This is a genomic window from Collinsella sp. LCP19S3_F2, assembly GCF_052121015.1.
GTDB lineage: Bacteria > Actinomycetota > Coriobacteriia > Coriobacteriales > Coriobacteriaceae > Collinsella.
Genome location: NZ_JBQKFA010000002.1, coordinates 33,282 through 58,250 on the forward strand (window position 1 = coordinate 33,282; position 24,969 = coordinate 58,250).

At 59.8% G+C, this 24,969-nt stretch carries 22 protein-coding genes and 5 tRNA genes; 22 read left to right on the forward strand and 5 right to left on the reverse strand.

The genetic code is table 11. The annotated features are described in order from the left end of the window. The first annotated feature begins 56 nt into the window (after positions 1-56). From dnaN to typA, 12 genes are all read left to right on the forward strand, one after another. Complete coding sequence (gene dnaN / locus ACTQX9_RS01825; RefSeq protein ID WP_427729028.1) at positions 57-1,160, forward strand: DNA polymerase III subunit beta; 1,104 nt, start codon at positions 57-59, stop codon at positions 1,158-1,160. A gap of 9 nt (positions 1,161-1,169) precedes the next feature. Next, entirely contained in the window at positions 1,170-2,276 is a 1,107-nt protein-coding gene (gene recF / locus ACTQX9_RS01830) for a DNA replication/repair protein RecF (RefSeq protein ID WP_441540321.1), read from the forward strand. Further along, the gene (locus tag ACTQX9_RS01835; RefSeq protein WP_441540322.1) at positions 2,263-2,826 is read left to right on the forward strand and encodes a DciA family protein; all 564 of its coding nucleotides are present in this window, start codon (positions 2,263-2,265) and stop codon (positions 2,824-2,826) included. Before recF ends, ACTQX9_RS01835 begins: the two co-directional genes overlap by 14 nt. A gap of 104 nt (positions 2,827-2,930) precedes the next feature. Beyond that, positions 2,931-4,961, forward strand: coding sequence for a DNA topoisomerase (ATP-hydrolyzing) subunit B (gene gyrB, locus ACTQX9_RS01840; protein ID WP_441540323.1), 2,031 nt, complete (start codon positions 2,931-2,933; stop codon positions 4,959-4,961). A 185-nt stretch (positions 4,962-5,146) separates the two neighbouring features. After that, entirely contained in the window at positions 5,147-7,858 is a 2,712-nt protein-coding gene (gene gyrA, locus ACTQX9_RS01845) for a DNA gyrase subunit A (protein WP_441540467.1), read from the forward strand. A gap of 298 nt (positions 7,859-8,156) precedes the next feature. After that, positions 8,157-8,233 (forward strand) — tRNA-Ile (locus ACTQX9_RS01850). 67 nt (positions 8,234-8,300) lie between these two features. Continuing rightward, positions 8,301-8,376 (forward strand) — tRNA-Ala (locus ACTQX9_RS01855). A gap of 4 nt (positions 8,377-8,380) precedes the next feature. Then, a tRNA-Ile gene (locus ACTQX9_RS01860) sits at positions 8,381-8,457 on the forward strand. A gap of 153 nt (positions 8,458-8,610) precedes the next feature. Continuing rightward, positions 8,611-9,111 (forward strand): bifunctional nuclease family protein, encoded by a 501-nt coding sequence (locus ACTQX9_RS01865; RefSeq protein WP_427748159.1) that lies wholly within the window; start codon positions 8,611-8,613, stop codon positions 9,109-9,111. 45 nt (positions 9,112-9,156) lie between these two features. Next, a complete protein-coding gene (locus ACTQX9_RS01870) occupies positions 9,157-9,501 on the forward strand; it encodes a hypothetical protein (protein WP_441540324.1) in 345 nt (114 codons plus the stop codon). A gap of 30 nt (positions 9,502-9,531) precedes the next feature. Beyond that, a complete protein-coding gene (locus ACTQX9_RS01875) occupies positions 9,532-9,981 on the forward strand; it encodes a hypothetical protein (RefSeq protein WP_441540325.1) in 450 nt (149 codons plus the stop codon). A gap of 118 nt (positions 9,982-10,099) precedes the next feature. Continuing rightward, positions 10,100-11,938: a translational GTPase TypA gene (typA, locus tag ACTQX9_RS01880; protein WP_441032650.1), complete on the forward strand. Its 1,839-nt coding sequence runs from the start codon at positions 10,100-10,102 to the stop codon at positions 11,936-11,938. Between the two features lie 104 nt (positions 11,939-12,042). On the opposite strand, the gene ACTQX9_RS01885 is transcribed toward typA, so the two are convergent. The 4 genes from ACTQX9_RS01885 to ACTQX9_RS01900 form a co-directional block, all read right to left on the reverse strand. Continuing rightward, positions 12,043-13,188, reverse strand: a complete 1,146-nt coding sequence (locus tag ACTQX9_RS01885) for a polymer-forming cytoskeletal protein (RefSeq protein WP_441540326.1) — start codon at positions 13,186-13,188, stop codon at positions 12,043-12,045. A gap of 184 nt (positions 13,189-13,372) precedes the next feature. Continuing rightward, the gene (locus ACTQX9_RS01890) at positions 13,373-14,062 is read right to left on the reverse strand and encodes a trimeric intracellular cation channel family protein (protein WP_229770653.1); all 690 of its coding nucleotides are present in this window, start codon (positions 14,060-14,062) and stop codon (positions 13,373-13,375) included. Between the two features lie 300 nt (positions 14,063-14,362). Beyond that, positions 14,363-14,453: transfer RNA gene (locus ACTQX9_RS01895), tRNA-Ser, on the reverse strand. Between the two features lie 48 nt (positions 14,454-14,501). Continuing rightward, positions 14,502-14,592, reverse strand: a tRNA-Ser gene (locus ACTQX9_RS01900). A gap of 335 nt (positions 14,593-14,927) precedes the next feature. Between ACTQX9_RS01900 and ACTQX9_RS01905 the strand changes: the two genes are divergently transcribed. From ACTQX9_RS01905 to ACTQX9_RS01945, 9 genes are all read left to right on the forward strand, one after another. Continuing rightward, entirely contained in the window at positions 14,928-16,481 is a 1,554-nt protein-coding gene (locus ACTQX9_RS01905; protein ID WP_441063254.1) for a PTS transporter subunit EIIC, read from the forward strand. Positions 16,482-16,585: 104 nt separating this feature from the next. After that, complete coding sequence (locus ACTQX9_RS01910) at positions 16,586-17,935, forward strand: family 4 glycosyl hydrolase (RefSeq protein WP_441063252.1); 1,350 nt, start codon at positions 16,586-16,588, stop codon at positions 17,933-17,935. Positions 17,936-18,048: 113 nt separating this feature from the next. Beyond that, positions 18,049-18,762: a hypothetical protein gene (locus ACTQX9_RS01915; protein WP_441537045.1), complete on the forward strand. Its 714-nt coding sequence runs from the start codon at positions 18,049-18,051 to the stop codon at positions 18,760-18,762. 69 nt (positions 18,763-18,831) lie between these two features. Continuing rightward, positions 18,832-19,398, forward strand: coding sequence for a hypothetical protein (locus ACTQX9_RS01920; protein WP_441537046.1), 567 nt, complete (start codon positions 18,832-18,834; stop codon positions 19,396-19,398). A gap of 376 nt (positions 19,399-19,774) precedes the next feature. Continuing rightward, positions 19,775-20,068, forward strand: coding sequence for a 30S ribosomal protein S6 (gene rpsF / locus ACTQX9_RS01925; RefSeq protein WP_006235831.1), 294 nt, complete (start codon positions 19,775-19,777; stop codon positions 20,066-20,068). Between the two features lie 48 nt (positions 20,069-20,116). Next, positions 20,117-20,569 (forward strand): single-stranded DNA-binding protein, encoded by a 453-nt coding sequence (locus ACTQX9_RS01930; protein WP_006235830.1) that lies wholly within the window; start codon positions 20,117-20,119, stop codon positions 20,567-20,569. A 72-nt stretch (positions 20,570-20,641) separates the two neighbouring features. After that, entirely contained in the window at positions 20,642-20,908 is a 267-nt protein-coding gene (rpsR, locus tag ACTQX9_RS01935) for a 30S ribosomal protein S18 (protein ID WP_006235829.1), read from the forward strand. 15 nt (positions 20,909-20,923) lie between these two features. Then, entirely contained in the window at positions 20,924-21,463 is a 540-nt protein-coding gene (rplI, locus tag ACTQX9_RS01940) for a 50S ribosomal protein L9 (RefSeq protein ID WP_117843040.1), read from the forward strand. A 218-nt stretch (positions 21,464-21,681) separates the two neighbouring features. Then, complete coding sequence (locus ACTQX9_RS01945; protein ID WP_441540327.1) at positions 21,682-22,764, forward strand: IS1595 family transposase; 1,083 nt, start codon at positions 21,682-21,684, stop codon at positions 22,762-22,764. 71 nt (positions 22,765-22,835) lie between these two features. Here ACTQX9_RS01945 and ACTQX9_RS01950 read toward each other — a convergent pair whose 3' ends face one another. Beyond that, the gene (locus tag ACTQX9_RS01950; protein WP_039689008.1) at positions 22,836-23,330 is read right to left on the reverse strand and encodes a nucleotidyltransferase domain-containing protein; all 495 of its coding nucleotides are present in this window, start codon (positions 23,328-23,330) and stop codon (positions 22,836-22,838) included. 190 nt (positions 23,331-23,520) lie between these two features. Here ACTQX9_RS01950 and dnaB point away from each other — a divergent pair, with 190 nt between their 5' ends. Beyond that, positions 23,521-24,918 carry a replicative DNA helicase gene (dnaB, locus tag ACTQX9_RS01955; RefSeq protein WP_427718155.1) on the forward strand — a complete coding sequence of 466 codons (1,398 nt, stop codon included), beginning with the start codon at positions 23,521-23,523 and terminating at the stop codon, positions 24,916-24,918. Positions 24,919-24,969 lie beyond the last annotated feature (51 nt).

The window sequence follows — 24,969 nt, forward strand, 5'->3', positions numbered from 1 at the left end:
TCGTCAGTACTATTACTATTATTAAGATATTTATATCTATAGAAAGGTATTAAAAGATGAAGTTCACCGTCAGCCAGAGCTCGCTTACGCAAGCAATCGGCGTCGTCATGAAGGGTGTCGCTTCGGCATCCACCCTCCCCATTCTGTCGGGCGTGCTCATCAAGGCACAAGACGGCATCTTGGAATTCCAGACCTCTAACTACACTATCTCGATTCGTCACCGCATCGCGGCACATGTGGAAGAGGAAGGTGAGATGGTAATCCCCTGCAAGATGCTCTCCAACATCACCAAGACCCTTCCCGATGCCCCAGTTACCTTTGAGCTTTCGGAGCGCCAGGTGCTGATCGGTTGCGAGAAGAGTTCCTTCCGCCTGAATACGCTCGATGCCAACGATTTCCCCGAGTTCCCGGCCTATGCCATCGAGAGCGCCGTTGAGCTCCCGACCGACATTCTGTCCGAGATGGTCAGCCGCGTGTGGCGCGTCACCTCGACCGACAAGGCCCGCCCCATCCTGGGCGGTGTGCATATGAGGGTCGAAAACAACACCGTGCGCCTGGTGGCGACCGACTCCTTCCGTCTGGCCGTGTGCGATACGCAGGTGGAGACCTCGACGCTCGAGGGCTCCTTTGAGCTCAACGTGCCGGCCGATGCCTTCAACGACGCCCTGAGCATCATGGCGAGCCAGGCGACCATTATGATCGGTGCCACCGACACCCAGGTTGTCTTTGAAGCCGGCAACACCACCTACGTGTCGCGCCGCATAGAGGGTATGTATCCCAACTACAAGCAGCTCATCCCCGATTCGTGCGTAACGAGCGTCAAGATCGACGTGGCGGCTTTTAATGCCGCCCTCAAGCGCGTGGCGGTCATCGCGAGCGCCAACCCCGCCGTCAAGTTTGAGATCGATGTCGAGAACGGCCAGATGGGCCTGTCCTCCATCTCCAATGACCAGGATCTGGCGCAGGAGACGATCGATGTCGAGGCCGAGGGCGAGTCGGGTACCATTGCCTTTAACTACCACTACATCTTTGGCTGTCTCAACGCCCTGTCCAAGGAGAAGGAGATCACGCTGGAGCTCAAGAGCTACTCGCAGGCCGGCATCTTTAAGTCCTACGACAAGATCAACTATCTGTACCTGGTCATGCCGGTGCGCATCTAGCGGCGCCCTATGGCCATGTTCGCCCGCGACCTTTCCGTCGCGCGCTACCGCAGCTTCGATAGCTATCGCCTGGAACTGAGCGATGGCGTGACGGTGCTCGCGGGGCCCAACGCGGCGGGAAAGACCAACCTCATAGAGGCGCTGCAGCTGCTAACGAGCGGCGCCTCGTTTAGGCATTCCACTGCCGTCGAGCTTGTGCACGACGGCACGGGTTTGTGCAAGGCCGAGCTTAGGCTCGAGGGCGATGGCCGCGTGCTGGACATGGGCCTATGCGTGGAGGACGGTAAGCGTTCGTTTAGCCGCAACGGCAAGCGATGTGCCGCCTCTGGCGTGCGCGGCGTGCTGCCGAGTGTTTTGTTCTGCCCCGATCATCTGGATATGGTTAAGCGCGGTGCCAGCGTGCGTCGCGCCGCGCTCGACGACTTTGGTGTGCAGCTGAGCGCCCGCTATGCCGATCTGGCAAGCGCCTATGGCCGCTGCGTGACGCAGCGTAACGCCCTGCTCAAAGAGACATGGTGCTGCCGTGAGATGCTCGGTGCGTGGAATGAGTCGATTGCCCGCGCCGGATCGGCCCTGCTGGTGCACCGCTTGGCCTTGCTCGATCGCTTGGGCGCCCACGTGCGCAATGCCTACAGGCTGGTTGCGTCCGGGGAGGAGGCCGATGTGGCCTATGCGTCCACGTTGGGGGAGCTGCCCCAGACCGATGACCGCGAGGAGCTGAGGGGCTGGGCATACGAGCGCATGCTCGCGGCGCTCGACGAGCGCGCCGACGAGGAAATCCGCCGCGGCGTGACACTCGTGGGTCCGCACCGCGACGAGATTGAGTTTTCGGTCGCCGGCCGCTCGGCGCGCTCGTTTGCCAGTCAGGGTCAGCAACGTACGTTGGTCCTGGCTTGGAAGGTGGCCGAGGTGGCCGTAGCCCGCGATATTCTGGGTACCGCCCCGCTGCTGCTTTTGGATGACGTGATGAGCGAGCTCGACGGCGATCGTCGCGCCGCTTTTTTGCAGCTGATCGGCGACGACATCCAGACAGTCATAACCACCACCAATTTGGGATACTTTACCGATGAGTTACTTGATCGAGCCAAGGTGGTGAGCATGGGTGAGGCATGCTAATTACGAGCGTGAGAACGGCGCGGCTGCCTTCAGTGACTTTTTGGGTGCCGAGCGCCAGCGCATCTTGGCGTCGGCCACGCCCGAGCGTCGTGCGCAAATGGAGGCCGCCGAGGAATCGCGTGCGGTCTACCGTGCTTGGAACGCGGTGTGCTCGGGCACGCGCGAGGGCCGGCACGTGACGGGGCTGCGTTATCTTCCCGAGTCCAACGAGCTGCTGGTGTATCTCGATTCGCCCTCGTGGACACAGGAGATGACACTTTTGCGCGAGATAATCCGCGCACGCATGGAGCGTGCCGGCGCGCATGTGGATGGCCTGGTATTTAAGACGACCCGCCCCGGCCACACGCCGCCCGCGGCAAAAGAGCGCCTGCGCCCGGTCGCGCCCGAGCGCCCGCCCGCGCCGCATGCCGACCTGAATGAAGCCGAGCGCGCCGAGATCGAGCGCCAGGTGTCGCCCATCGAAGACCAAAAACTGCGTGAGGCCCTCCAGAACGCCATGAGGGCCAGTGCCGAGTGGGCCAAGGGCGTGCAAAGCAAAAAAGAGTCTTAAATCGCATCTGGTGGCCTTGTATAGGCAAATACCCTCGTCCCCGAGGGTATTTTTTACGATAAAATAGTAAGGCTATACAGATTTTCTTAACCGAAGGAGGACGTGTGGCAAACGAAAACGATTACGATGGCGGCGAAATTAAGATCCTCGAGGGTCTCGAAGCCGTCCGTAAGCGCCCGGGCATGTATATCGGCTCGACGAGCGCCAGCGGTCTGCACCACCTGGTGTGGGAGATCGTTGACAACTCCGTCGACGAGGCCATGGCCGGTTTCTGCACCGAGATTCAGGTGACGGTCCACGCCGACAACTCCATTACGGTCGTCGATAACGGGCGCGGCATCCCCGTCGACGAGCACCCTGTCAAAAAGATTCCGACGCTCGAGGTCGTCATGACGATCCTTCACGCCGGCGGTAAGTTCGATAACTCGGCCTATAAGGTTTCCGGCGGCCTGCACGGCGTGGGCATCTCCGTTGTCAACGCCCTGTCCAAGCGCGTGGTCGTACAGGTGCGCCGCGACGGCAATATCTACGAGATGGAATTCTCGCGCGGCAAGACCGTCAAGAAGATGGAGGTCGTGGGCACCTCGGATTCGACGGGCACCACCGTCTCCTTCTGGCCCGACGACGAGATCTTCGAGACCTGCGTCTACGATTTCGATACACTGCACAATCGTCTGCAAGAGACGGCGTTTCTCAACAAGAACCTCAAGATCGTGCTGACTGACGAGCGTGAGTCGGCTCCCCGCGTGGAGGAGTTTTGCTACGAGGGCGGCATCATCGACTTCGTCAAGTTCCTCAACGACGGCAAGGACGTCCCCGAGGCCTTTAAGGAGCCCATCTACATTGAGGGTAAATCGGACCCGGATGCGCCCGTGGCCAAGATGGGCGAGGTCGAGGTGTCCCTGCAGTGGAACGCCGGTTATGGCGAGAACGTCATGTCGTTTGCCAACGACATCTACACCCCCGAGGGCGGCATGCACCTTGAGGGCTTCCGCACCGCCCTCACCCGCGTGATTAACGATTACGCCCGCAAGCAGAACCTGCTTAAGGAGAAAGAGGCCAACCTGAGCGGTGACGACGTGCGCGAGGGTCTCTCGGCCGTCATCTCGGTCAAGCTGCCCGATCCGCAGTTTGAGGGCCAGACCAAGGCCAAGCTCGGTAGTTCCTACATGCGCGCGCTTACGCTCAAGATCGTGACCGACGGTCTTGCCGACTACCTCGAGGAGCACCCCAAGCCCGCCCGCGAGATCGTCAAGAAGGCGCAGCAGGCCTGCAAGGCCCGCAACGCCGCACGCAAGGCGCGCGAGGCGACCCGTCGCAAGAGCCTGCTCGAGACGGCGTCGCTGCCCGGCAAACTCGCCGACTGCTCGGTGCGCGATGCCGAGCTGACCGAGCTCTTCATCGTAGAGGGCGACTCGGCAGGCGGTTCGGCCAAGGACGGCCGCCGCCGAGACATCCAGGCGATTCTGCCCCTGCGCGGCAAGATTCTGAACGTCGAGCGCGTGGGTGACCATCGTGCGTTCTCGAGCGACACCATCCAGTCGCTGATCACCGCGATCGGTTGCGGCGTCACGACGAGCGCCGGCGACGGCGGCGACTTCGATATCACCAAGGCGCGCTACCACAAGATCATCATCATGACCGATGCAGACGTCGACGGTGCGCATATCCGCATCCTGCTGCTGACGTTCTTCTACAAGTACATGCGTCCGCTGATCGATGCCGGCTATGTCTATGTTGCCTGCCCGCCCATCTTTGGCATTAAGGTGCGCAACAAGATCCACTACGTGTATCCCAACGGCCGACAGCCCGAAGACGAGATTCTGCGCGACACCATTCAGAGCCTGGGCCTGAACCCCGACGACAACGACGAGGACGGCAAGGCCAAGGATGGCAAGATCACCAAGAAGCGCAAGGGCTATACCGTCCAGCGCTACAAGGGCCTGGGTGAGATGGACCCCAAGCAGCTTGCCTCGACGACGATGGACCCCAAGACCCGAATTTTGCAGCGCGTGACGATCGAGGATGCCGTGGTGGCGGACCGTGCCGTACGCGAGCTCATGGGTTCCGAGGTGGGCTATCGCCGCGAGTACATTGAAAAACACGCGCATGATGCACGCTTCTTAGATGCCTAACCTGTTCGGCTTTCCCAGCTACCGCACCTTCGCCCTCAATCGTCGGTTGCGTACCCAAGTACGCTTCCCTCCTCTCTCGGGCGAATCTGCGGCACCTGGAAAAGCCGTCTCCGTGGTAGGGAACTAATGGACCACGCAAACCATGAGGAGGTAACGTGGCAGACGATATCAACAACAACGAGGGTATGGACGAGGCCGGCGACGCCGGTATGCCCGATGATCTGAAGCGCCTGCTCGCCCGCGCCGAGCAGGGCGAGGACGGCGATCCGGATTCCTACAACCCCGATGTCGAGGATGAAGAGGAAGAGGACGACGACGCCGAGCTCGAGGAGAGCTTTGGCGCGGTCGATCGCGGCGCCTCGGCCGGCGAGGACATCAACGGCGGCCAGCTCCAGATTTCGGAGTTTGGCCGCGAGATGAAGCAGTCGTTTATCGAGTACTCGATGTCGGTCATTACGGCACGCGCCCTGCCGGACGTGCGCGACGGCTTAAAGCCGGTGCACCGCCGCATCCTGTACGCCATGAACGAGAGCGGCATCTACCCCAACCGCCCGCACAAGAAGTCGGCCTGGACGGTCGGCGAAGTTATCGGTAAGTACCACCCCCACGGCGACTCCGCGGTCTATGAGACCATGGTTCGTCTGGCGCAGTGGTTCTCCATGCGCACGCCGCTTATCGACGGCCACGGCAACTTTGGCAACATCGACGGCGACGGTGCCGCAGCTATGCGTTACACCGAGAGCCGTCTGGCAAAGCCCGCCATGGAGCTGCTCCGCGACCTGCAGAAGGATACCGTCGACTGGCAGCCCAACTACGACGAGTCGCTCGCCGAGCCCGTGGTACTGCCCGCACGCTTCCCCAACCTGCTGGTTAACGGCAGCCAAGGCATCGCTGTAGGCATGGCCACCAATATCGCCCCGCATAACCTCACCGAGGCGATCGAGGCCACCTGCTACCTGATCGACAACCCCGACGCCACCGTCGACGAGCTCATGCAGATTATGCCCGGCCCGGACTTTCCCACCGGTGCCATCATCATGGGTAGCGCCGGCATTAGGCAGAGCTACGAGACCGGCCGCGGTTCCATCACCGTGCGCGCCAAGGCCCATGTGGAGTCCACCAAGACCGGCCGCAGCCGCCTGGTCTTTACCGAGATTCCCTACATGGTCAACAAGGGCACCCTGCAGGAGAAAATCGCCCAGCTCGTAAACGACAAGCGCATCGAGGGCATCTCGGACATGCGCGACGAGTCCAACCAAAAGGGCATCCGTCTGGTCATTGAGCTCAAGAAGGGCGTTATCCCGCAGGTCGTACTTAACAACCTGTATAAGTACACCTCGCTGCAGACCACCTTTGGTGCCAACAATCTGGCGCTCGTCAATGGCGTTCCTAAATGCCTGAGCCTGCGCGAGATGCTGCAGCACTACATCGACCACCAGGTCGACGTAGTCACCCGCCGCACCCACTTTGACCTTAAAAAGGCCCAGGCCCGTGCACATATCCTTGAGGGCTACCTTATGGCCCTCGACCATATCGACGAGGTCATTAGCATCATCCGCTCCTCGCAGACCGATTCCGAGGCCAGCAGCCGCCTGATTGAGCGTTTTGGCTTTACGCCCGAGCAGACCACGGCCATCCTCGAGATGAAGCTGCGTCGCCTGACCGGCCTGGAGCGCGACAAGATCCAGGAAGAGCTGGACGGCCTGCGCCGTGCTATCGCCTACTACGAGGACCTGCTGACGCACGAGGAGAAGATTCTGGGCGTCATCAAGGAAGAGATGCGCGAAATCTCCAAGAAGTTTGGCGACAAGCGCCGTACCGAGATCAGCCAGGTCGAGAAGGATCTGGACGTCGAGGACCTCATCGCCGACGAGGACATGGTCGTGACCATCACCCACACCGGCTATGTGAAGCGTATCCCGGTGGCCGCTTACCGCGCCCAGAAGCGCGGCGGCAAGGGCGTGTCGGGCGTCAACCTTAAAGAGGACGACGTTATCGACGAGATGTTTATCGCGTCCACCCACGAGTATGTGCTGTTCTTCTCGAGCAAGGGCAAGGTCTACCGTCTGAAGGTGCACGAGCTGCCGGTTGGTACGCGCCAGGCGCGCGGCACCGCAATCGTCAACCTGCTTCCCTTTGAGGAAGGCGAGAAGATCGCGAGCGTCATTAGCTGTCGTGAGTTCCCCGCCGATGAGTACCTGATGTTTGCCACCAAGAACGGCATGGTCAAGAAGACCGTGATGAGCGCCTATGATCGCAGCCGCCGCGATGGCCTAATCGCCATCAACCTGAGGGACGACGACGCGCTGCTCGCCGTGCGCCGCGTGCGCGAGGGCGACAAGGTCATCATGGCCACCACTGCGGGCAAGGCGATCATGTTCCCCGAGGACCAGGTTCGCGCTACCGGTCGCGACACCAGCGGTGTCCGCGGCATTGGCATGAAGGACGGCGTGAGTGTCTTGGGCATGGAGGTCACCAACGGCGAGGGCGACCTGTTTGTCATTACCGAGTGCGGCTACGGCAAGCGCACGCCGGTCTCGGATTATCCGGAGCAAAACCGCGGCGGCCAGGGTGTCTACACCATCCAAATGACCGAGCGCAAGGGCAACCTTGCGGCCATGAAGGCGGTCGGCCCGCAGCATGAGCTGTTTATCGTGACGGAGGGCGCGACGGTCATTCGCGTCAAGACCGACGAGATCAGCCAGACCGGTCGAACCACGCAGGGTGTCAAGATGATGACCGTAAGCGATGACGACCGCGTGTGCGCCGTTGCCCGCATGACGGCCGCCGAAGAGAAGCCCGAGGGCGAAAGTGCCGAGACCGCAGACGTCACCGAAGAGGCCCCAGTCGACCTGGGCGACGGCAACGACATGCCAGAGGATCTCCTAGACGAGTAAGAGGACCTAGCTGGTAAAAATCATCAGACCCCATATATCGGCGGTCGGCGCACCTGCGCGCCGACCGCTTTTTTGAAAACCTTGGGACCCCATGGTCGCTGGGCTGGCGAGATAGTGTTGGTTTGTCGCGAGTTCCGCACGCAAAGAAGGCCACTTAATGTGGCCTTCGTCTTGCGCAGGACTGCCCGAGCAGCAAACCAACACTATCTCGCCAGCCCAGCGACCACCCCTCCCAAAGATTTTCAAAAAAGTTGTTGACGCGCGCGTAACGACTCGTCTAATATATCCCTTGCGCGATGGACCTGTAGCTCAGTTGGTTAGAGCGTCCGGCTGATAACCGGGAGGTCACAAGTTCGAATCTTGTCAGGTCCACCACTTTCTTTCGCAATAAACACCCCAGCGAGAGCCGAGTCGCCGCTGGGGTGTTTATTACTGTCTCCGTGGGGGTTTAGCTCAGCTGGGAGAGCGCGGGCTTTGCAAGCCTGAGGTCAGGGGTTCGATCCCCCTAACCTCCACCATGATGGACCTGTAGCTCAGTTGGTTAGAGCGTCCGGCTGATAACCGGGAGGTCACAAGTTCGAATCTTGTCAGGTCCACCATCTAAAACGTAAAGAGCCCCGAGCTATTGCCTCGGGGCTCTTTTCTTACCTATCCAATAAGTTTTTGTGTGCGGTGCGAAAGTTTGGGTAGTATAGCTATTCAATGCGGCGGAGCTGCCGCGCATGCCAATCACAACGTACCGGAGGTGTTCCATGGTTCGTGTCGACATAGAGACCATCGTCATGGCCGCCGGTCCCGTGCCATCGCTGATCGTCTTGCGCGAGCGTTGCCGTAAGTCGGATTCGTCCGCGCCGCTGCGCTCTCTTTCCATCCAGACCGGTTCCTACGAGGCAGCGGCCATCAGCCGCGGTATCGATACCGGCCGCACCGATCGCCCCATCACCCACGATCTTTTGCTCGATACCATCGAAGTGGTGGGAGCGAAGATCGAGCGTATCGAGATCGTGCGCGCCGAGCCGCCGGTGTTCTACGCGACGGTCGTCGTGCACACCGATAGGGGCGAGCGTATGCTTGACGCACGACCGAGCGACGCTATCGCCCTTGCCGTGCGCAGCAATGCCCCCATGTTTGTGGAGGACGACATCATGAATCGCTTGGGCACCGTCTCTCCGCTTGCCGACGAGGTTGACGACGAGAGTGAATTCGAGAAGTTTGACGAGTTTGTCCACACGCTCTCGCCCGATGATTTCTAAATGTCGGTTGAGCACGATGCACGGCGAGCGCTGATGGGTACCAGTGTGTCGACCGAAGCAGCCGCTATCGCGCGTGAGGCCCATATGCGCGCCGAGGCATTTGAGGTCGCGCGCATTGCGTATGTGACGCAGGCTCGCACCCTTCGCGAGCGCCGTGACTCCTATATCAAGATGGTTGTTGTCTCCGCGCTTGCCGCGGTAATCTTGTCGCGGCTTCGTGGTACAGTTGGTGCGCTTGGGTTTTCGATTTCGACGGGCCTGGTGATCTGGGGCGTGGTCGATGCGGTAATGCTGACCAACCAGATCAAGGTGCTCGACAAGCGCGCTGCGGATATGGTTCGCGCCCGTGACGCTGCCGCCAGAATCGCGGCCGAGGCACAGGAGTTATAACGACGCCGAATGCGATGGGAAGGTCAAAAGATGGCACAGGATATGAAGGACGCCGGTAACGTCTCCGCCGAGCTCGACGCCATGGTGTGCGATCTGATCGGTGCGTTTTTGGATGACCTTGCCGCCGGTGAAAACCCGGGCGTTGTCGTGGCAATCGAGGATGCCGCCTCCAACCGCTATCTTGCGGCTCTCGACGAGGACGGTGAGGAGGCATGCCTGGAGGCTGCCACCAACTTTATCTCCGAGCACAAGATGGGTCTCAAGGACGAAGGCCTGGGCCGCATCGCCCGCTATGCCATCGGCTATACCGGCTGTGTGGAGATCGAGGGCGGATATCACGACGCTTTGCTCGTTAGCTTCTTCGAGACCACGCTCGAGAGCGGTTTTTCGGCATATGTGCTGTACGAGGGCATGGGCGCCGGCGATGGTTTTATGTGGAGCGACCCTGAACCTGCAGGTGAGGAAACCCCTCTCATCTAGAATCGCTAAAATAAACGAGTTTTTCGGTAAAAGGCTCAATATTCCCGCCGAGCGTTGTGTTGCTGGACGGGTCACATACGCGTGCCGTTTGTATATAGATAGAAGATAGGGGAACTACATGCGCGTAGACAATCTGAGGAACATCGCCATTATCGCCCACGTCGACCACGGTAAGACGACGATGGTCGATAAGCTCCTGCGTGCCACGGACGCCTTCCGTGCCAACCAGCAGGTCGAGGATCGCGTCCTGGACTCCAACGACCAGGAGCGCGAGCGCGGCATCACGATTCTCGCCAAGAACATCTCTATCGAGTACAAGGACGTTAAGATCAACGTCATCGACACCCCGGGCCACGCCGACTTTGGCGGTGAGGTCGAGCGCGTGCTGCGCATGGCCGACGGCGCTCTGCTGCTGGTCGACGCCTTTGAGGGCCCCATGCCCCAGACCCGCTTTGTCCTACGTCACGCCATCGACACCGGCCTTAAGATCATGATCGTCATCAACAAGATCGACCGTCCGGGCGCCAACCCCGAGAAGGCCTACAACGACTGTCTGGACCTTATGGCCGACCTGGGCGCCACCGACGACCAGCTCGAGTTTGCCATGGAGCACGTGGTCTATGCCAGCGCCATGAATGGCTTTGCCCGCCTTGACCCCAACGACGGCAACATGGACATGTACCCGCTGCTCGACATGATCATCGACGACATGCCCGCGCCCGAGGTTGACGAGACCGCGCCGCTCGCTATGCAGTGCGTGACCATCGACCACTCCAACTTTGTCGGCCGCATCGGCATCGGCCGTGTGTACTCCGGCAGCATTCGCCAGGGCGATCAGATCCTGGTCGTCAAGAACGACGGTTCCAGCGCCACCGCTACCGTCAAGCAGCTCTTTACCTTCGACTACCTGGGCCGCACCGAGTGCCAGGAAGTCGGCGCCGGCGACATTGCCGCCGTCGTGGGTATCGAGCGCACCGACATCGGCGATGTCTACACTGATCCCGAGAACCCCGTCGAGCTCGAGCCTATCGAGATCGATCCGCCGACCCTGTCCATCGTCTTCGAGGCCTCGACCTCTCCGCTCGTCGGCCGCGATGGCGACATTGTGGGCGCCCGTCAGCTCAAGGAGCGCCTGTTCAATGAGGCCGAGAACAATGTGACCATGAAGATTGAGGAGCTCGAGGACAAGAGCGGCGTCGAGGTCTCGGGCCGCGGCATTCTGCACCTGTCCGTCCTGATGGAGTCCATGCGTCGCGAGGGCTTTGAGTTCCAGGTCGGCCGTCCCCGCGTTCTGTTTAAGAAGGATGAGAACGGCAACAAGATGGAGCCCGTCGAGCAGGCTGTCGTCGAGTGCCCGGACGAGTACTCGGGCAAGGTCGTCGAGGTCTTTGGCACCTCTGGCGGCATTATGACCAGCATGGACACCTCGGGCATCGTGACGCACCTTGAGTTTAAGATCCCGACCCGCGGCATCATGGGCCTTAAGAACCGCATCATGAACGTCACTCACGGCGAGGGCGTGTTCTATCACACCTTCCTGGAGTACGGTCCTTACGCCGGCGAGATCGGCAACCGTCAGAACGGCGCCATGATCTCCATGACCACCGAGAAGGCCGTTGCCTACGCTCTGGGCACGCTGCAGGAGCGCGGCCAGCTGTTTGTTGAGCCGGGTGTCGAGTGCTACGAGGGCATGATCGTGGGCGAGCGCAGCAAGGCCGGCGACATGGTCGTCAACATCGCCCGTACCAAGAACCTGGGCAACCAGCGTTCCTCGACCTCCGATATCTCCGTGCAGCTGGTGCCGCCTCGCACCTTCTCGCTGGAGGAGGCACTGGAGTACATCGCCGATGACGAACTGGTGGAGATCACCCCCAAGAACATCCGTCTGCGCAAGCGTCTGCTCAACGCCACTGATCGCAAGAAGGCTGCCGTTCGCGCCGGTCAGGTCAACAAATAAGCTCTGAGCTCTGTAGCATTCACAAGAAAGGGCGCCGACCATCGCGGCCGGCGCCCTTTTTGTACCACCACAAAGAGGAAGGGCACCTTTGCGGTGGTTGGCGGTTAGGCGGAGGGAAGGCCCGGGGTGTTGGGGGCCTTTTGCGGTTTGACGTGGGCGCTGCGCCAGATGATCTGAATGAGATAGCCCAGCATAAAGACGAAGGCTACGCCGCTGATAAAGTTGCCCATAAGGGGAAGTGCTGTAAGGGCGCCGGCGATGGCGCCGCCTACGGCGGCCATGGCGTAGCGGTTCTGGCTGTGCCCGACCATGCGTGCGACCGCGGTGCCCGCAAAGGCCGACGAGACCAGGGCGATGCCGATGACGCCGCACATCAGGGCTCCGGCGAGCGACAGGCCGGCAATAGAGATGATGAGCAGCAAGATGGCGGGAACGGCGGCTACCGTGCCCAAAAGACCGCTCACCCACAGCGGGGCAGGGTGCTGGTGAAGCATGCCGGCCGCGCTGGCTGTTGCACGCGGAAGGACGAGCTCAAGGAGAATCGCGACAAAGCAGGTGGAAAGAGCTGCGGCAACGATGCCGCCGATGACGTCGTTGATGGTGGAGGTATCCTCGTTCTCGGTGCGGTCGATCTTGAGGGCTCCCACTTTGGCGCCGTCGGCGCGTTCGGGATCCTGTGAGACATGAGCGTTTACGGTGCCGGTGATGTTGGCGTTTTTGCCGAGCACCAGCTTGTCGGCCCAGACCTCAACATCGCCATCGACAGTGCCGTCGATGGTTACCGTACTGCCCGCGAGCGCTGCCGACTTGGCGGAGCCGCGCAGGGCAACCGTCTCACCTGCGGCATAGAAGCAATTGGCGGTACTGCCGGAGTTAAGTACGACGTGCTGAGCGGCAACCGTCACGCTTCCATCAATGGTGGTCTTGGCGATATCGATGGTGCGCGCCGCCAGGCGAACGGCGCCGCCTACGGTGCAGTCGCGAATCGACAGGCTTTCGCCGGCGGCGATGATATCGCGGCCGATGGACGCGTCGTCCAGGCTAAGGCTTTGACCGGCCCAGTACAGATCGCCCCCGATGCCGGATGGACTGGAATCCCCGTCGGACACGAAAACATTGCCCGCGGTGTCGGTGCCGGCGAATGCCATGGAAGGCAGCGCGGTAAACGCCAGCGCGATAAGCGCGAAGGCCATAATGAGGTGTCCGCGCATGCTGTGATGTTGCGCCGCCGCGGGTTGGTTGTGAGGCATGGTGAATCCTTTGCTTGGTGATTTGCATACGCCCAATATGGTACCCATTGCGCCTTCGCTCTAAAAGAAACTCGCGGTTGCAGTATTCTGCATGGGCAATTGCCTACGTAAGGTGTCGTGGGATATCGGGCCTGCGGCCGGTTGTAGACAGGCTGTCACCTTGCGATGGGCCGGGCCGTGCTATCTATTTTTTACGATGTAGGAAACGCGCGATATCGTCCTCGGTGGGGCTTTTGATGTCAAAGCGCAGCGAGAGCCAGCGCAGGCCCATGGTCACTGCGACGCAAACGACCAGCGCGACGACATTGCTGACCAAGCCGCTCATGACAAGGCAAACATAGCTTGCCGATCCAGCGATAGCCGCGATGGCATAGAAGTTGGTGCGCTGGAAAATACCCGGCACCACGCCCATAAAACCATCGCGCAGCATGCCGCCGCCTACCGCGGTAAAAAAGCCCATCATGATGCACACGACCGGTGCAAATCCGTACACGAGCGCCTTATCTGCGCCGGTTGCCGCATAAATACCCACCGAGATGATGTCGAGCAGGGGGATGAGCTTGTCGGGCTTGTCGACGATGGCAGGGAAGATGTAGATGATGGCCGCCGTGGCGATGGACAGCGGAAGCGCCATGGGCTGGTTAAGGATGTAGACGTTGCCCACCTGGAGCGTCATATCGCGCAAAAGACCGCCGCCCAGACCGCAGACCACGGCGAGCGCGACGGCGCCCACCAGATCGAGTTTGTGCTCGCGCGCAACCAGTACACCCGAAATCGACGCCGCGACGACAGCGAACATCTCGAGCCAAAACGGGATGGCAACCATGGCATCCGAGGCGTGTGCGGTAACGATTACAGTGGCGATGACGGGCAAGGTGGGTTCCTTTGGGTAGTTGGATTGGAAAATGCCCGTACATAGTACATGGTTGTGGGAGGTCGTGACCCCATTGCTCGGTAAACGGTCGGAACTGGGCGCGGTCACAGGTTCCAAACATGTACATCAGCATCCAAAAACGACATTTTTTGACATCTTTGGAGGGTGATGTACATGTTTGGAGGTCTGGGTTGGTGTTGAACGCCCTGGCGGGTTCGAACCCCTCCTCCGCCGCCGTATTTGTCTGTAAGGGATTCAAAACAAAAAAGCTCCCTTTGTTGGGAGCTTTCTCAACCAAAATGGCGGAGGAGGAGGGATTCGAACCCTCGTGACCTTATACAGGCCAAACGGTTTTCGAGACCGCCGCATTCAACCACTCTGCCACCCCTCCGCGTGGGGTAAAAACAAAGCAGGCACAAAGGCCTGCTTTGGAATTAACTGGCGGAGAGTCAGGGATTTGAACCCTGGAGACGCTTTTGACGCCTACACGATTTCCAATCGTGCTCCTTCGGCCACTCGGACAACTCTCCGTTAAATGCGGGATTCATTGTACATGAAGTTTGGGGTTTGGCAAATAAAAATCTTCGGATAGCAAAAATTGCCTCCGTCTTGGCCTTGGTGCCCGGCGGGGCCTGGATGAATCGGCTCTCGCGGCCGTCGACACCGCGGTTGCGGGGCGAGCGGGCGTTTTGCGCCCACGGCCGGCTTAAAAGTGGGACAAAGGTCGAGATAGCTGGGACAAATACACGAGATCGACCTGGCGTTAAAACGAGAAGTGCGCGCCCGTATTCTAAATGGCAGCTGCAGTGGCAAAGGTTTAAGCCTTTGCAAATATCGGTTGATTCAAATCATATTTAGGGAGGATATGGTGAAAATCGATATCCAAGGAGCGATGAAGCGCTTCTCGGGCGCAATCATCAAGCCGGTCATGTTTCTCGCTGTTGCCGGCATCCTGCTCGCCTTCAGCGTCATTCTCAAAATGGACGGTATGCCCGCCCCGCTCAACGTTCTCGGTCAGCTTCTGTACAATTGCGTCAACTCGGGTGTCGTGGGAAACCTCGGTCTGATCTTTTGCATCGGCCTCACGTGCGCCTTGGCCAATAAGAAGAAGGGCGATGCGGCCGTGATTGCGGCGTCGACGTTCCTGATTTTCCTGTTTGCCAACAATTTCTGGCTCACCCAGAACAACATGCTGGTGGATGCCACCAACGGCCTCTATGGTACCGGCCAAGGCATGGTCCTTGGCGTGCAGGTGGTCGATATGGGCGTGTTTATCGGCATTATTCTGGGCTGCATCAACGGCTGGGCGTTTAACAAGTTCTGCGATGTCAAATTCCCCGAGGTCATCAGCACCTATGGCGGCACCCGCTTTGTCTTTCTCATCACGCTCGTGATTGCGATCGTGCTCGGCGTTGCGATGTGCTATGTGTGGCCGGTCGTCAATGGCTGGATCAACAGCCTGCAGAGCTTCATGTATTCCGCCAGTTACGCCGGTCAGTGGGTCTACGGTTTCCTCAACAAGCTCCTGATCCCCACAGGTATGCACCACCTGCTCTGGATGCCCTTTATGTACTCCGCCGTGGGCGGCACCGCTCAGATCGCCGGCGAGGCTGTCTCTGGCTCTTACAACATCTTTATGGCCGAGCTTGGCAACACCGCATCTATCACCGCCATGGATCCCTCCATCAGGTTCAGCCTGCTCGGTTTTGGCAAGTGGTTTGGCACCATCGGCACGGTCCTCGCCTTTATCAGCGTGGCCAAGCCCGAGCACCGTTCGCAGGTTCGCGCCATGCTCGTTCCGGCCGCCCTTGTGGCTATCCTTGCCGGTATCACCGAGCCGTTCGAGTTCATGTATCTCTGGGCCTCGCCGATTCTCTTTGTGGTCAACGCAGCGCTCGACGGCCTGTTCCAGTGCATCCTGTTCGCAACCGGGTGGCGCGCGCTGCTTACCGGCTTCATCGAGACGGTTCCCGGCCTGATCGCCCTTCCTGCGGACCTCTCCCACTGGTTTGTAATCATTCCTGTCGGCGCAATTGCAATCCTCGTGTGGTTCGTTGTCTTCCGCTTCCTGATTCTCAAGCTCAACCTCGTCACGCCGGGCCGCGAGGACGATTTTGGCAGCGATGTCTCGGGCGAGATCGGCTCTGGTGAGCAGTCCTCGGCCGTCTCTGCGGAGGATGTCCAGACGCTTATCGAGGGCTTTGGCGGTCCCGCCAACATCAAGCGCGTCATGAACTGCTTCACTCGCTTGCGCGTTGACGTCAACGACATGGGCCTTGTCGACAAGGACACTCTCAACAAGGTGCAGAACAGCGGTATCGTCGAGGGTGGTCCCAACAATATCCAGGTCGTCGTGGGCATGAAGGTCCAGGAGGTTGCGGACGCCGTCAACCACGCGCTCGGCCGTGAAGGGGATTAATCCCTCTCATAGAGCCTAGGTCCTATACGCGGACCTCTCAAGTTAGTCGGTCCGGGGTGGGGCCAAGGCTTCACCCCGACTTAATCAAGATTAAGGAGAACATCATGGAAGACAAAAAGTTCACGGTCTGTATCGTCGGAGGCGGCTCTCGCTATACGCCGGGTATCCTTAAGATGCTCGTGGCCGAGCAGGAGCGTTTTCCCCTGTCCAAGGTCGTTCTGTACGATAACGAATACGATCGCCAGGCCAAGGTGGGCGAGTACGGCCGCCTGCTGATGAATGAGTACTATCCCGGCTGCGAGGTTATTGACACCACCGATCCCGAGGTAGCTTTTACCGATATCGACTTTGCCTTTATGCAGATTCGCGCCGGTCGCATGAAGATGCGTCGCTCCGACGAGCACATCGCCCTTAAGCACGGCTGCATCGGCCAGGAGACCTGCGGCGCCGGCGGCTTTGCTTACGGCATGCGCTCCATCCCCGCTGTCTGCGACATCATCAAGAACATCCGCAAGTACTCCCCCGAGGCCTGGGTGCTCAACTACTCCAACCCGGCGGCCATTGTCGCCGAGGCTACCAAGCGCGTCTTCCCCGGCGACAAGCGCGTCATCAATATCTGCGATATGCCCGTAGGCATCATGAACCAGTACGCAGACGCTCTCGGCGTGCCCCGCAACTCCATCGAGCCGCGTTACTTCGGGCTGAACCACTATGGCTGGTTCACGGCAGTGCTCGACAAGGAGACCGGCGAGGATTACCTGCCGCGCCTGCGCGAGATCTTCTCTGAGGACCTTCCCGAGGAGGCCTTCAGCGAGCTCGATGCCAGCTGGTCGGCAACCTTCCACTTTATGCGCAAGATGGTCCGCGAGTGCAGCGACGGTATGCTTCCCAACACCTACCTCCAGTACTATCTGTACAATCAGCATATGCTTGCCGAGGAAAACCCCGACTACACCCGCGCTGATGAGGTCATGAACGGTCACGAGAAGATGATCTTCGAGATGATTGACGAGGTTATCGCCAACGGCAAGTTTGAGGGTACCAAGTACGCCTTTACGCTTGAAAGTCTCAAGGACGACGACCACGCCACCTATATCGTCGACCTCGCCTACGCCCTCGCCCACAACACGCACGATGTGTTCCTGTGCATGACCGAGAACAACGGCATCATCCCCAATTTCTCCGAGGGCGCCATGGTCGAGGTTCCCTGCATCGCCGGCACCAACGGCCTCGAGCCGCTTAACGTGGGCGAGATCCCGGCCTTCCAGAAAGGCCTGCTTGAGAACCAGTTTGCTTACGAGAAGCTGACGGCCGATGCTGCACTCGAGGGGAGCTACCGCAAAGCCCTCGACGCGCTGACGCTCAACCGCCTGGTTAACGACACGGATAAGGCCCGCGCCCTGCTCGATGACTACATCGCGGCAAACAAGGAGTACTGGCCCGAGCTTAAGTAGTCAAATAGGACGTCAAATAGGACGTCTTTTCGAGATGTGCGTTATGATGCGGCTCTATTCCTTTGTGGATGGAGCCGCTTTTTGGCGTTTCGGAGTGCAAAAGAGGTGTTGTTGTGGTTCATCTTTCTGAGCTCGAGCGGGCGGTGTTTCGCCATATCTCGCAACATGTCGCGCAAAACGAGGAGATTACGCTCACAGAGCTCGCTGAGGAGTGCCATGTGGCAAAAGGGACTGTTATCAAGGCGGTTCAAAAGCTCGGATATCGCGGTTTCAACGACTTTGCCTGCAACGTGCGCCTCAACGCCCAGTCGAGCGACACCCTGCTGCTCCCCCGGCGCATCGTCGAGGGAGATGCCGACGCGCAGGCGGGGAGCCTGGCGCATGTGTTTCTCGCGTGCCGGGGCAAGGGCAACTTCATCTTCTCGGGGGACCGCCGGTGCGCAGCGCTCATCGCCTCGTATATGAGCCGCAAGCTCGCTTCGTTTGGATTATCGGTTCCTCCGTCCTACGACTATGCCATGGCGGACCCCTGTGGTCTGGAGCCCGGGGTGGCCTTTTTCTACTTTCACAAAGAGCTGCCGGGAAGAGAGGGGCGAGGACAGGTGGACGATTACGGCAAAGGCATGCTCTCTGCCGCGCGGAGGGCAGGCTTCTTTATCGTGGTGGTCTCGGACGATAGGCGCCGCGCCAGCGACACCGATGCCGATATGGTCGTCCCGATTGCGCAAAATGACGGCCTCGAGACGGACATGTTCGTTTCTCGAGTGATCGTACTGCTCGAGAAGGCATTTGCCGTCTACTCGGGGCTCAGTAGGGGGCTGGCTTAGATGAAGGCAAATGAGAGCAGGGTGTACGAATACGTACGGTCGAGGGCTCGACTGGGAAAGAGGCCCACGGTGCGCGAGACGGCGGAGGCGACGGGTGTCGCCCGCTCGACGGTCGCGCGCGCTGCGGTGAGCTTGGGCTATGCGAGCTGGAGCGACTTCACGGAGCAGCTGAGGCACTACCACGGCTCGGGGGAGTCTGTGGGGGCGTTGGCTGAGAGCGTGGAGATGGTCGTTTCGGTTCTTAAGCGCCATGCTGGACAGACGGTCCTCATCGATTCGGTGGGCGATGTCGAGATCTGCCTCGAATATATGCTCATCCGCTTGGGCGAGCTGGGGATATCGGCGATGCCGTATGGGCATGGCGTGGCGGATGCGATGAGCGATGGTGTGCTTTTGGTCTTGAATGAGAGCGGAATGGCCCTGTTTCCGTCGTGCGTCCACGCTGCCGAGCTCGGATACGAGATCATTGCGATCACGGCGAGCCACGACACGCCTATCTCGAAGCTCGCCGGGGTCAACGTCGTGATCAAGAACAACAAGTCGAGCAACGCCGATTACAAGCCTAATTACTTCACCGCCGGAGTCCTGGCATATCTCGAGCGCGTGCTGGCTGAATACGCAAGGGGGGTGGACTGACGGGTGCGATGCCGAGATGCCCGCCCAAACAGGGGTTCTATCTGCTCCAAATACTTAAGTTCCGGTGGATTTTGTGTGCGCGGAGAGCCGCTGGTATGCATTTTGCGACCGCAGCCATGCTGCGAGCGACTTGCGGTTATCTGGCAGAAAGTCGGTATGTACCCGCCCTTGTCCTCAAATCCGTCAAGCTCTTGGACAGCATTTGGTTGGAATATGCAAGAAAGGCCGTGCGAGTATGGGCATATGTGGAGGTCATGAGGTTGTAGCTGCATATTCTTGCAGCCTGGGAGGTTGAAAGATACTATTACCAAGTCTTTTCCTGCTTCAGGCGCACCTTCACGACCTGAAGCCACATTTGTCCAGAGGAGGTGACAATATGAAGGCTTATGAACTGCTGTTCTTTGTTGACCCGTCGCTCGACCCCGAGACTCGTCTCGCTGTTATGAAGCGTATCGATACCACGATCGCTGAGGGCGCTGGCAAGGTCGACTCCGTTGACGAGTGGGGCAAGCGCAAGCTCGCCTACGAGATCAACGACCTCACCGATGGTGACTACACCCTCATCAACTTCCACGCAGATCCTACCCAGATCGCCGAGCTTGATCGCGTCCTGCGCATCACCGACGCTGTGGTCCGCCACATGATCGTCCGTCGCGACGACCAGGAGTAAGACTGTCGTTTTGGACTGGGCTTGTGCCCCAAGAGGAAGTAGTGAGTAATGAGCATCAATCGAGTGAACATCACCGGTAACCTCACCCGCGATCCCGAGCTGCGCGCCACTGCCGGCGGAACCCAGGTTCTGTCCTTTGGCGTCGCCGTGAACGATCGCCGCCGCAATGCGCAGACTGGCGAGTGGGAGGACTATCCCAACTTTGTCGACTGCACTATGTTCGGCACCCGCGCCGAGGCCGTGAGCCGTTTCCTGGCAAAGGGAAACAAGGTCGCGATCGAGGGCAAGCTGCGCTACAGCTCTTGGGAGCGCGACGGTCAGCGCAGGAGCAAGCTTGAGGTCATCGTCGATGAGATCGAGTTTATGAGCTCCCGCGGTGGCCAGGGTGGCTACGATCAGGGCGGTTACGCCCCCGCAGCTCCCGCGCCCGCAGCACGTCCTGCCGCACCGGTGGCTACGCCGCCCGCGGTCGATGTCTACGATGAGGACATCCCGTTTTAAGGGTTGTTCACCTATTTTTGAGTGAGAGGCGGCTTCGGTTCGCCGAAGTTGCCAAATGAAAGGTATTTTGACATGGCTAATGATTTTTCTGCACGTCAGCCGCGTCGTAAGTACTGCCAGTTCTGCAAGGAGAACACTGAGTTCATCGACTATAAGGACACTCAGCTTCTCCGTAAGTACATGACCGACCGTGGCAAGATCAAGCCCCGTCGCGTCACTGGCGCTTGCACGCAGCATCAGCATGACATCGCCAACGCCATCAAGCGTGCCCGCGAGATGGCTCTCCTGCCGTACACCGTCCCCGTGGTTTCCTCTCGTGGCAACCGCGACCGCGGCTAAGAAGGGAGACGCATCATGAAGGTTATTCTTCTCGATGAGATCAAGGGCAAGGGCGGCGAGGGTGACGTCGTAGAGGTCGCTCAGGGTTACGCTGAGAACTTCCTGTTCCCCAAGAAGCTCGCTGTTGCCGCCACCAAGGGCAACCTCAAGCAGCTTGACGAGCGTCGCAACAACATCGCCAAGCGCGAGGCCGTCCGTCTGGCTACCGCCAACGAGACCAAGGCTGCCCTCGAGGGCAAGCAGGTCACCGTCGACGTCAAGGTCGGCGACGAGGGCATCCTCTTTGGCTCCGTCACCGCCGCTATGATCGCTGACGCCATCAAGGATCAGCTCGGTATGGACATCGACCGCAAGCGCGTCGAGCTCGGTAAGCCCATCAAGGTTGCCGGTGCCCACACCGTTGCCATCTCGCTGTACCGCGAGATCAAGGCCGAGGTTGTCGTTCTCGTCGGCGTTACCGCCGAGGAGCTCGCTGCCGAGGCTGAGGTCGAGGAGGCCGCTGAGGTCACCGAGGCCGAGACCGCCGAGGTCGAGACCGAGGCTGCTGCCGAGTAGCATTTGCTGCAACGCAACAATCTTGTTCTAAGAAGGGCGCTCTGGGAGACCGGGGCGCCCTTTTATTTTTTGCGCTGAGTGGGTGTCACGTCATACATGGAGATGTAGTCCCACATAAGCGTTGTGTTAGACCGCTTTGGATAAGTGTCCTATGCACAGTACACGCAGCAGGACCCCCAATTGCGACAATTCCATCATCAGGAAAGATGGAGGTTGCAATGGAAGACGTGCTCACCCAGCTGACGAGGCAGTTCCTCCCGCAGATGACGGCTGCCGAGAAGAGCAGGGCCCTGAGATCGCTCAAGGCGCTGATAGACGCGGAGCTTTTCGACCTTGCGGCAAGCGAGGGGGCGGAAGACGATCCCGACAGAGCCTGCCCCTGGTGCGGCTCCCCGCATTACGTGAAGAGGGGGCGAGACGGGCGCGGCCGTCAGCGGTTCCTCTGCCGAGGGTGCGCCAGAACCTTCACCGACGCCACCATGCGCATCTTCTCCACCACCAAGCTCGACAGGTCGGCCTGGATGAGGTTCGCGGAGTGCCACGTGGACATGCTCCCGCTGCGCGAGTCGGCGGAAAAGTGCGGCGTGTGCCTCAAGACGGCGTTCTTCATGCGCCACAGGCTGCTCGAGGCCATGGCCAAGCGCATGCCCGCCTTCCGCGTGGAGGCCGGTGGCGGGGCCGAGCTCGACGAGTGCTTCTTCAGGGAGAGCTTCAAGGGAAACCGCTCCAGGTCGGAGTCCGGCATGCCCAGGAAGCCCCGCACAAGGTCGCAGGGAACCGACGGGCACGAGAAGATATGCGTGCTCACCGGCATCAACGACGCCGGCGACATCTTCTACGAGATCGCGGGGAGGGGCGGCCTCGACGAGGCGGCAGCCAGGGAGCTGCTCGCCGACAAGCTCGCGGTCGGCGCGATAATCTCGACGGACCGTGCGCACGTGTACCGCCGCGTCCTGCCCGCCCTCGGCGTCGGCGAGCACATCGCCAGCAAGAGGGAGGAGCACGCCATCAACAGGGTGAACAGCCTCCACTCCCAGATGAGGCACTTCATCGGCAGGTTCCGGGGCGTCTCCACGAGACGCCTCGAGAACTACCTCGCCTGGTTCAAGTGGACGTGGTGCTTCAAGGTCCGCAGGAGCGCGGACGAGCTCGCCGAGCTCATAGTGAGGCAGGCGGCCCGCGGCACGTACGAGAAGACCTGGCGCCAGTACAAGGTGACCCCCTATCCGTTCTACGAGTACTGGATCAAGCAGGCGAAATGGGACTCGCGTGCGCGGAGGGCCATATACGGCGTGGCGTGATGTCCAGGGCGGTCTGGCGCAGCGCATCTGCGGCAAGCGCTGAAGTCGTGACCCGATGCAAAAAGCAACAGCTAGCGATATTCTTCGGGAACGTCGAAACCGTACTCACGGCATAGGAGCATGACATCGTGGACGTCGTGCTCGTCATGCTGATAGCCCAAGTGAAACAACAGCTGGCTTTCGGGGTCGATGCACGACACCTCCACCTCGCCGATGCGCCCCCTCCCCGAAAAGACCTCCCCGGGAAAACGATCTCCCTGATACAGAATATCGCCATTCTCGGCGAAATCGAAGCAATGCAGGTCGACGATGCGTCCCGCCTCGTCTTGCCACACCGTGTGATCTTCGGTGGTGAAAGATGCAGCCACCTCGGAAAACCCCTCATCAGCAATTAGATCCACGAACCTTTGGTAATCCCCGCGCTGAACGAACAGGTCGATGTCGTTATGAGCCCTGGTCTCACGCCCGACAAGCGCATCGACGCCCCAGCCGCCATCAAGATATACGCCAATGCCCGCACCTGCGGAAAGGCCGATTATCCAACACGCATCATCCTTGGTGACCATAGGAGCTCCTTCGCTTTCGCCTGCTATTTAAGCAAGAAAGATTATAGGAAAAGTCCCAGTATCCAAAGTGGTCTAACACAACGCACATAAGGGACCGTTCATCCGTTTGGTTCGGTGATGATTATTAAGGCGCGCCTCGATTTAAAGCTGTGGCTGATACTATGGATGCTCGCAAGCGATATGAATGAGGATGCTCATGGCATACGACGATAGGGAGACATGGCTGACGGTCGAGGACCGCGGCTCCAAGTTGGGTCTCCCCCAAAACCAAGATGCAGAGGCCAACGTACTGGCCGCCATGCTGCTATCGCCCGAGGTGGTCGAAGAAGCCCAGGTCGAGCTGCAGCCCGACGATTTCTACCGGCCCATTCATAAGACCATCTATACCGCGATGGTCGATATGTACAACAGTCGCATTCCCATCGACTCCATCTCGCTGATCGATTACCTGCGAAGCATCAACAAGCTCGATGCCGTGGGCGGCGAGGCGTACATTTTGGAGCTGATGGGTCAGACCCTGTCGCTCGTCAACTGGCAGCACCATGCCGCCATCGTTCGTCGCGACTCGATGCTGCGTGAGCTGATTGGCGCCACCAACGAGATTAACGCGCTGGCCTATAACGCCCCCACCGATACCAAAGAGGTCGTGGAGCTGGCCGAGAGCAAGCTGCTCAAGGTTACGGCGCGCGAGGTTAAGTCGAGCTACAAGACACTGACCGAGTTTATGGTCGAGGCCTATAACGAGGCCGAGGAAGTGTGCCAGGCCGGTGGCCAGGCAGCGGGCGTTCCCACGGGCTTCCCGTCACTCGATCGCATGCTTATGGGCTTCCGCGAGGGCCAGCTCATCATTATCGGCGCCCGCCCCGCCGTGGGTAAGACCTCGTTCGCTCTAAACCTGGCGCTCAATGCCGCCGCTGCGGGCTACACCGTCGGCTTTTTCTCGCTGGAGATGTCGGGCAAGGAAATTGCCCAGCGCCTGATTTGCGCCTATGCCATGATTTCGATCAGTGATTTTCGCATGGGTCGCATTAGCCCCGAGCAGTGGGCCAATATCAACGAGGCCACGCAGACCTTGTCCAAGCTCGATATTCTGATTGACGATACGCCCGGCACCACGGTGACCGAGATTCGCGCCAAGAGCCGCCGCATGCTCCACAACAAGGAGAAGGCCATCATTATCTTGGACTACCTGCAGCTGGTGAGTCCTCCGCCAGGACGCCGTTCCGAGAGCCGCACCGTCGAGGTCTCCGAAATGTCTCGTGGCTTAAAGATTATGGCCAAGGAACTCAAGATCCCACTGATCGCGCTATCTCAGCTGTCGCGTCAGGTCGAATCCCGTACCGGCAAGCGCCCGCAGCTTTCCGACCTGCGCGAATCGGGCTCCATCGAGCAGGACGCCGATATCGTCATGTTCTTGGACCGTTCCGCCGACGAGGCTGAGGCCTCGCGCGACGACCGACCCGACGAGGGCGTCACGCGTATTGTCGTGGCCAAGAACCGTTCGGGCCCGATCGGTGACGTCGACCTGATGTTCCTGCCGGCATCTACCAAGTTCTATGAGCTTGATGGGGTGCATACCGAGGAGTAGGACAGGCGCCCGTTGCACGGGTATACTGGGAATGTTTTGTGCTTCTGCCCG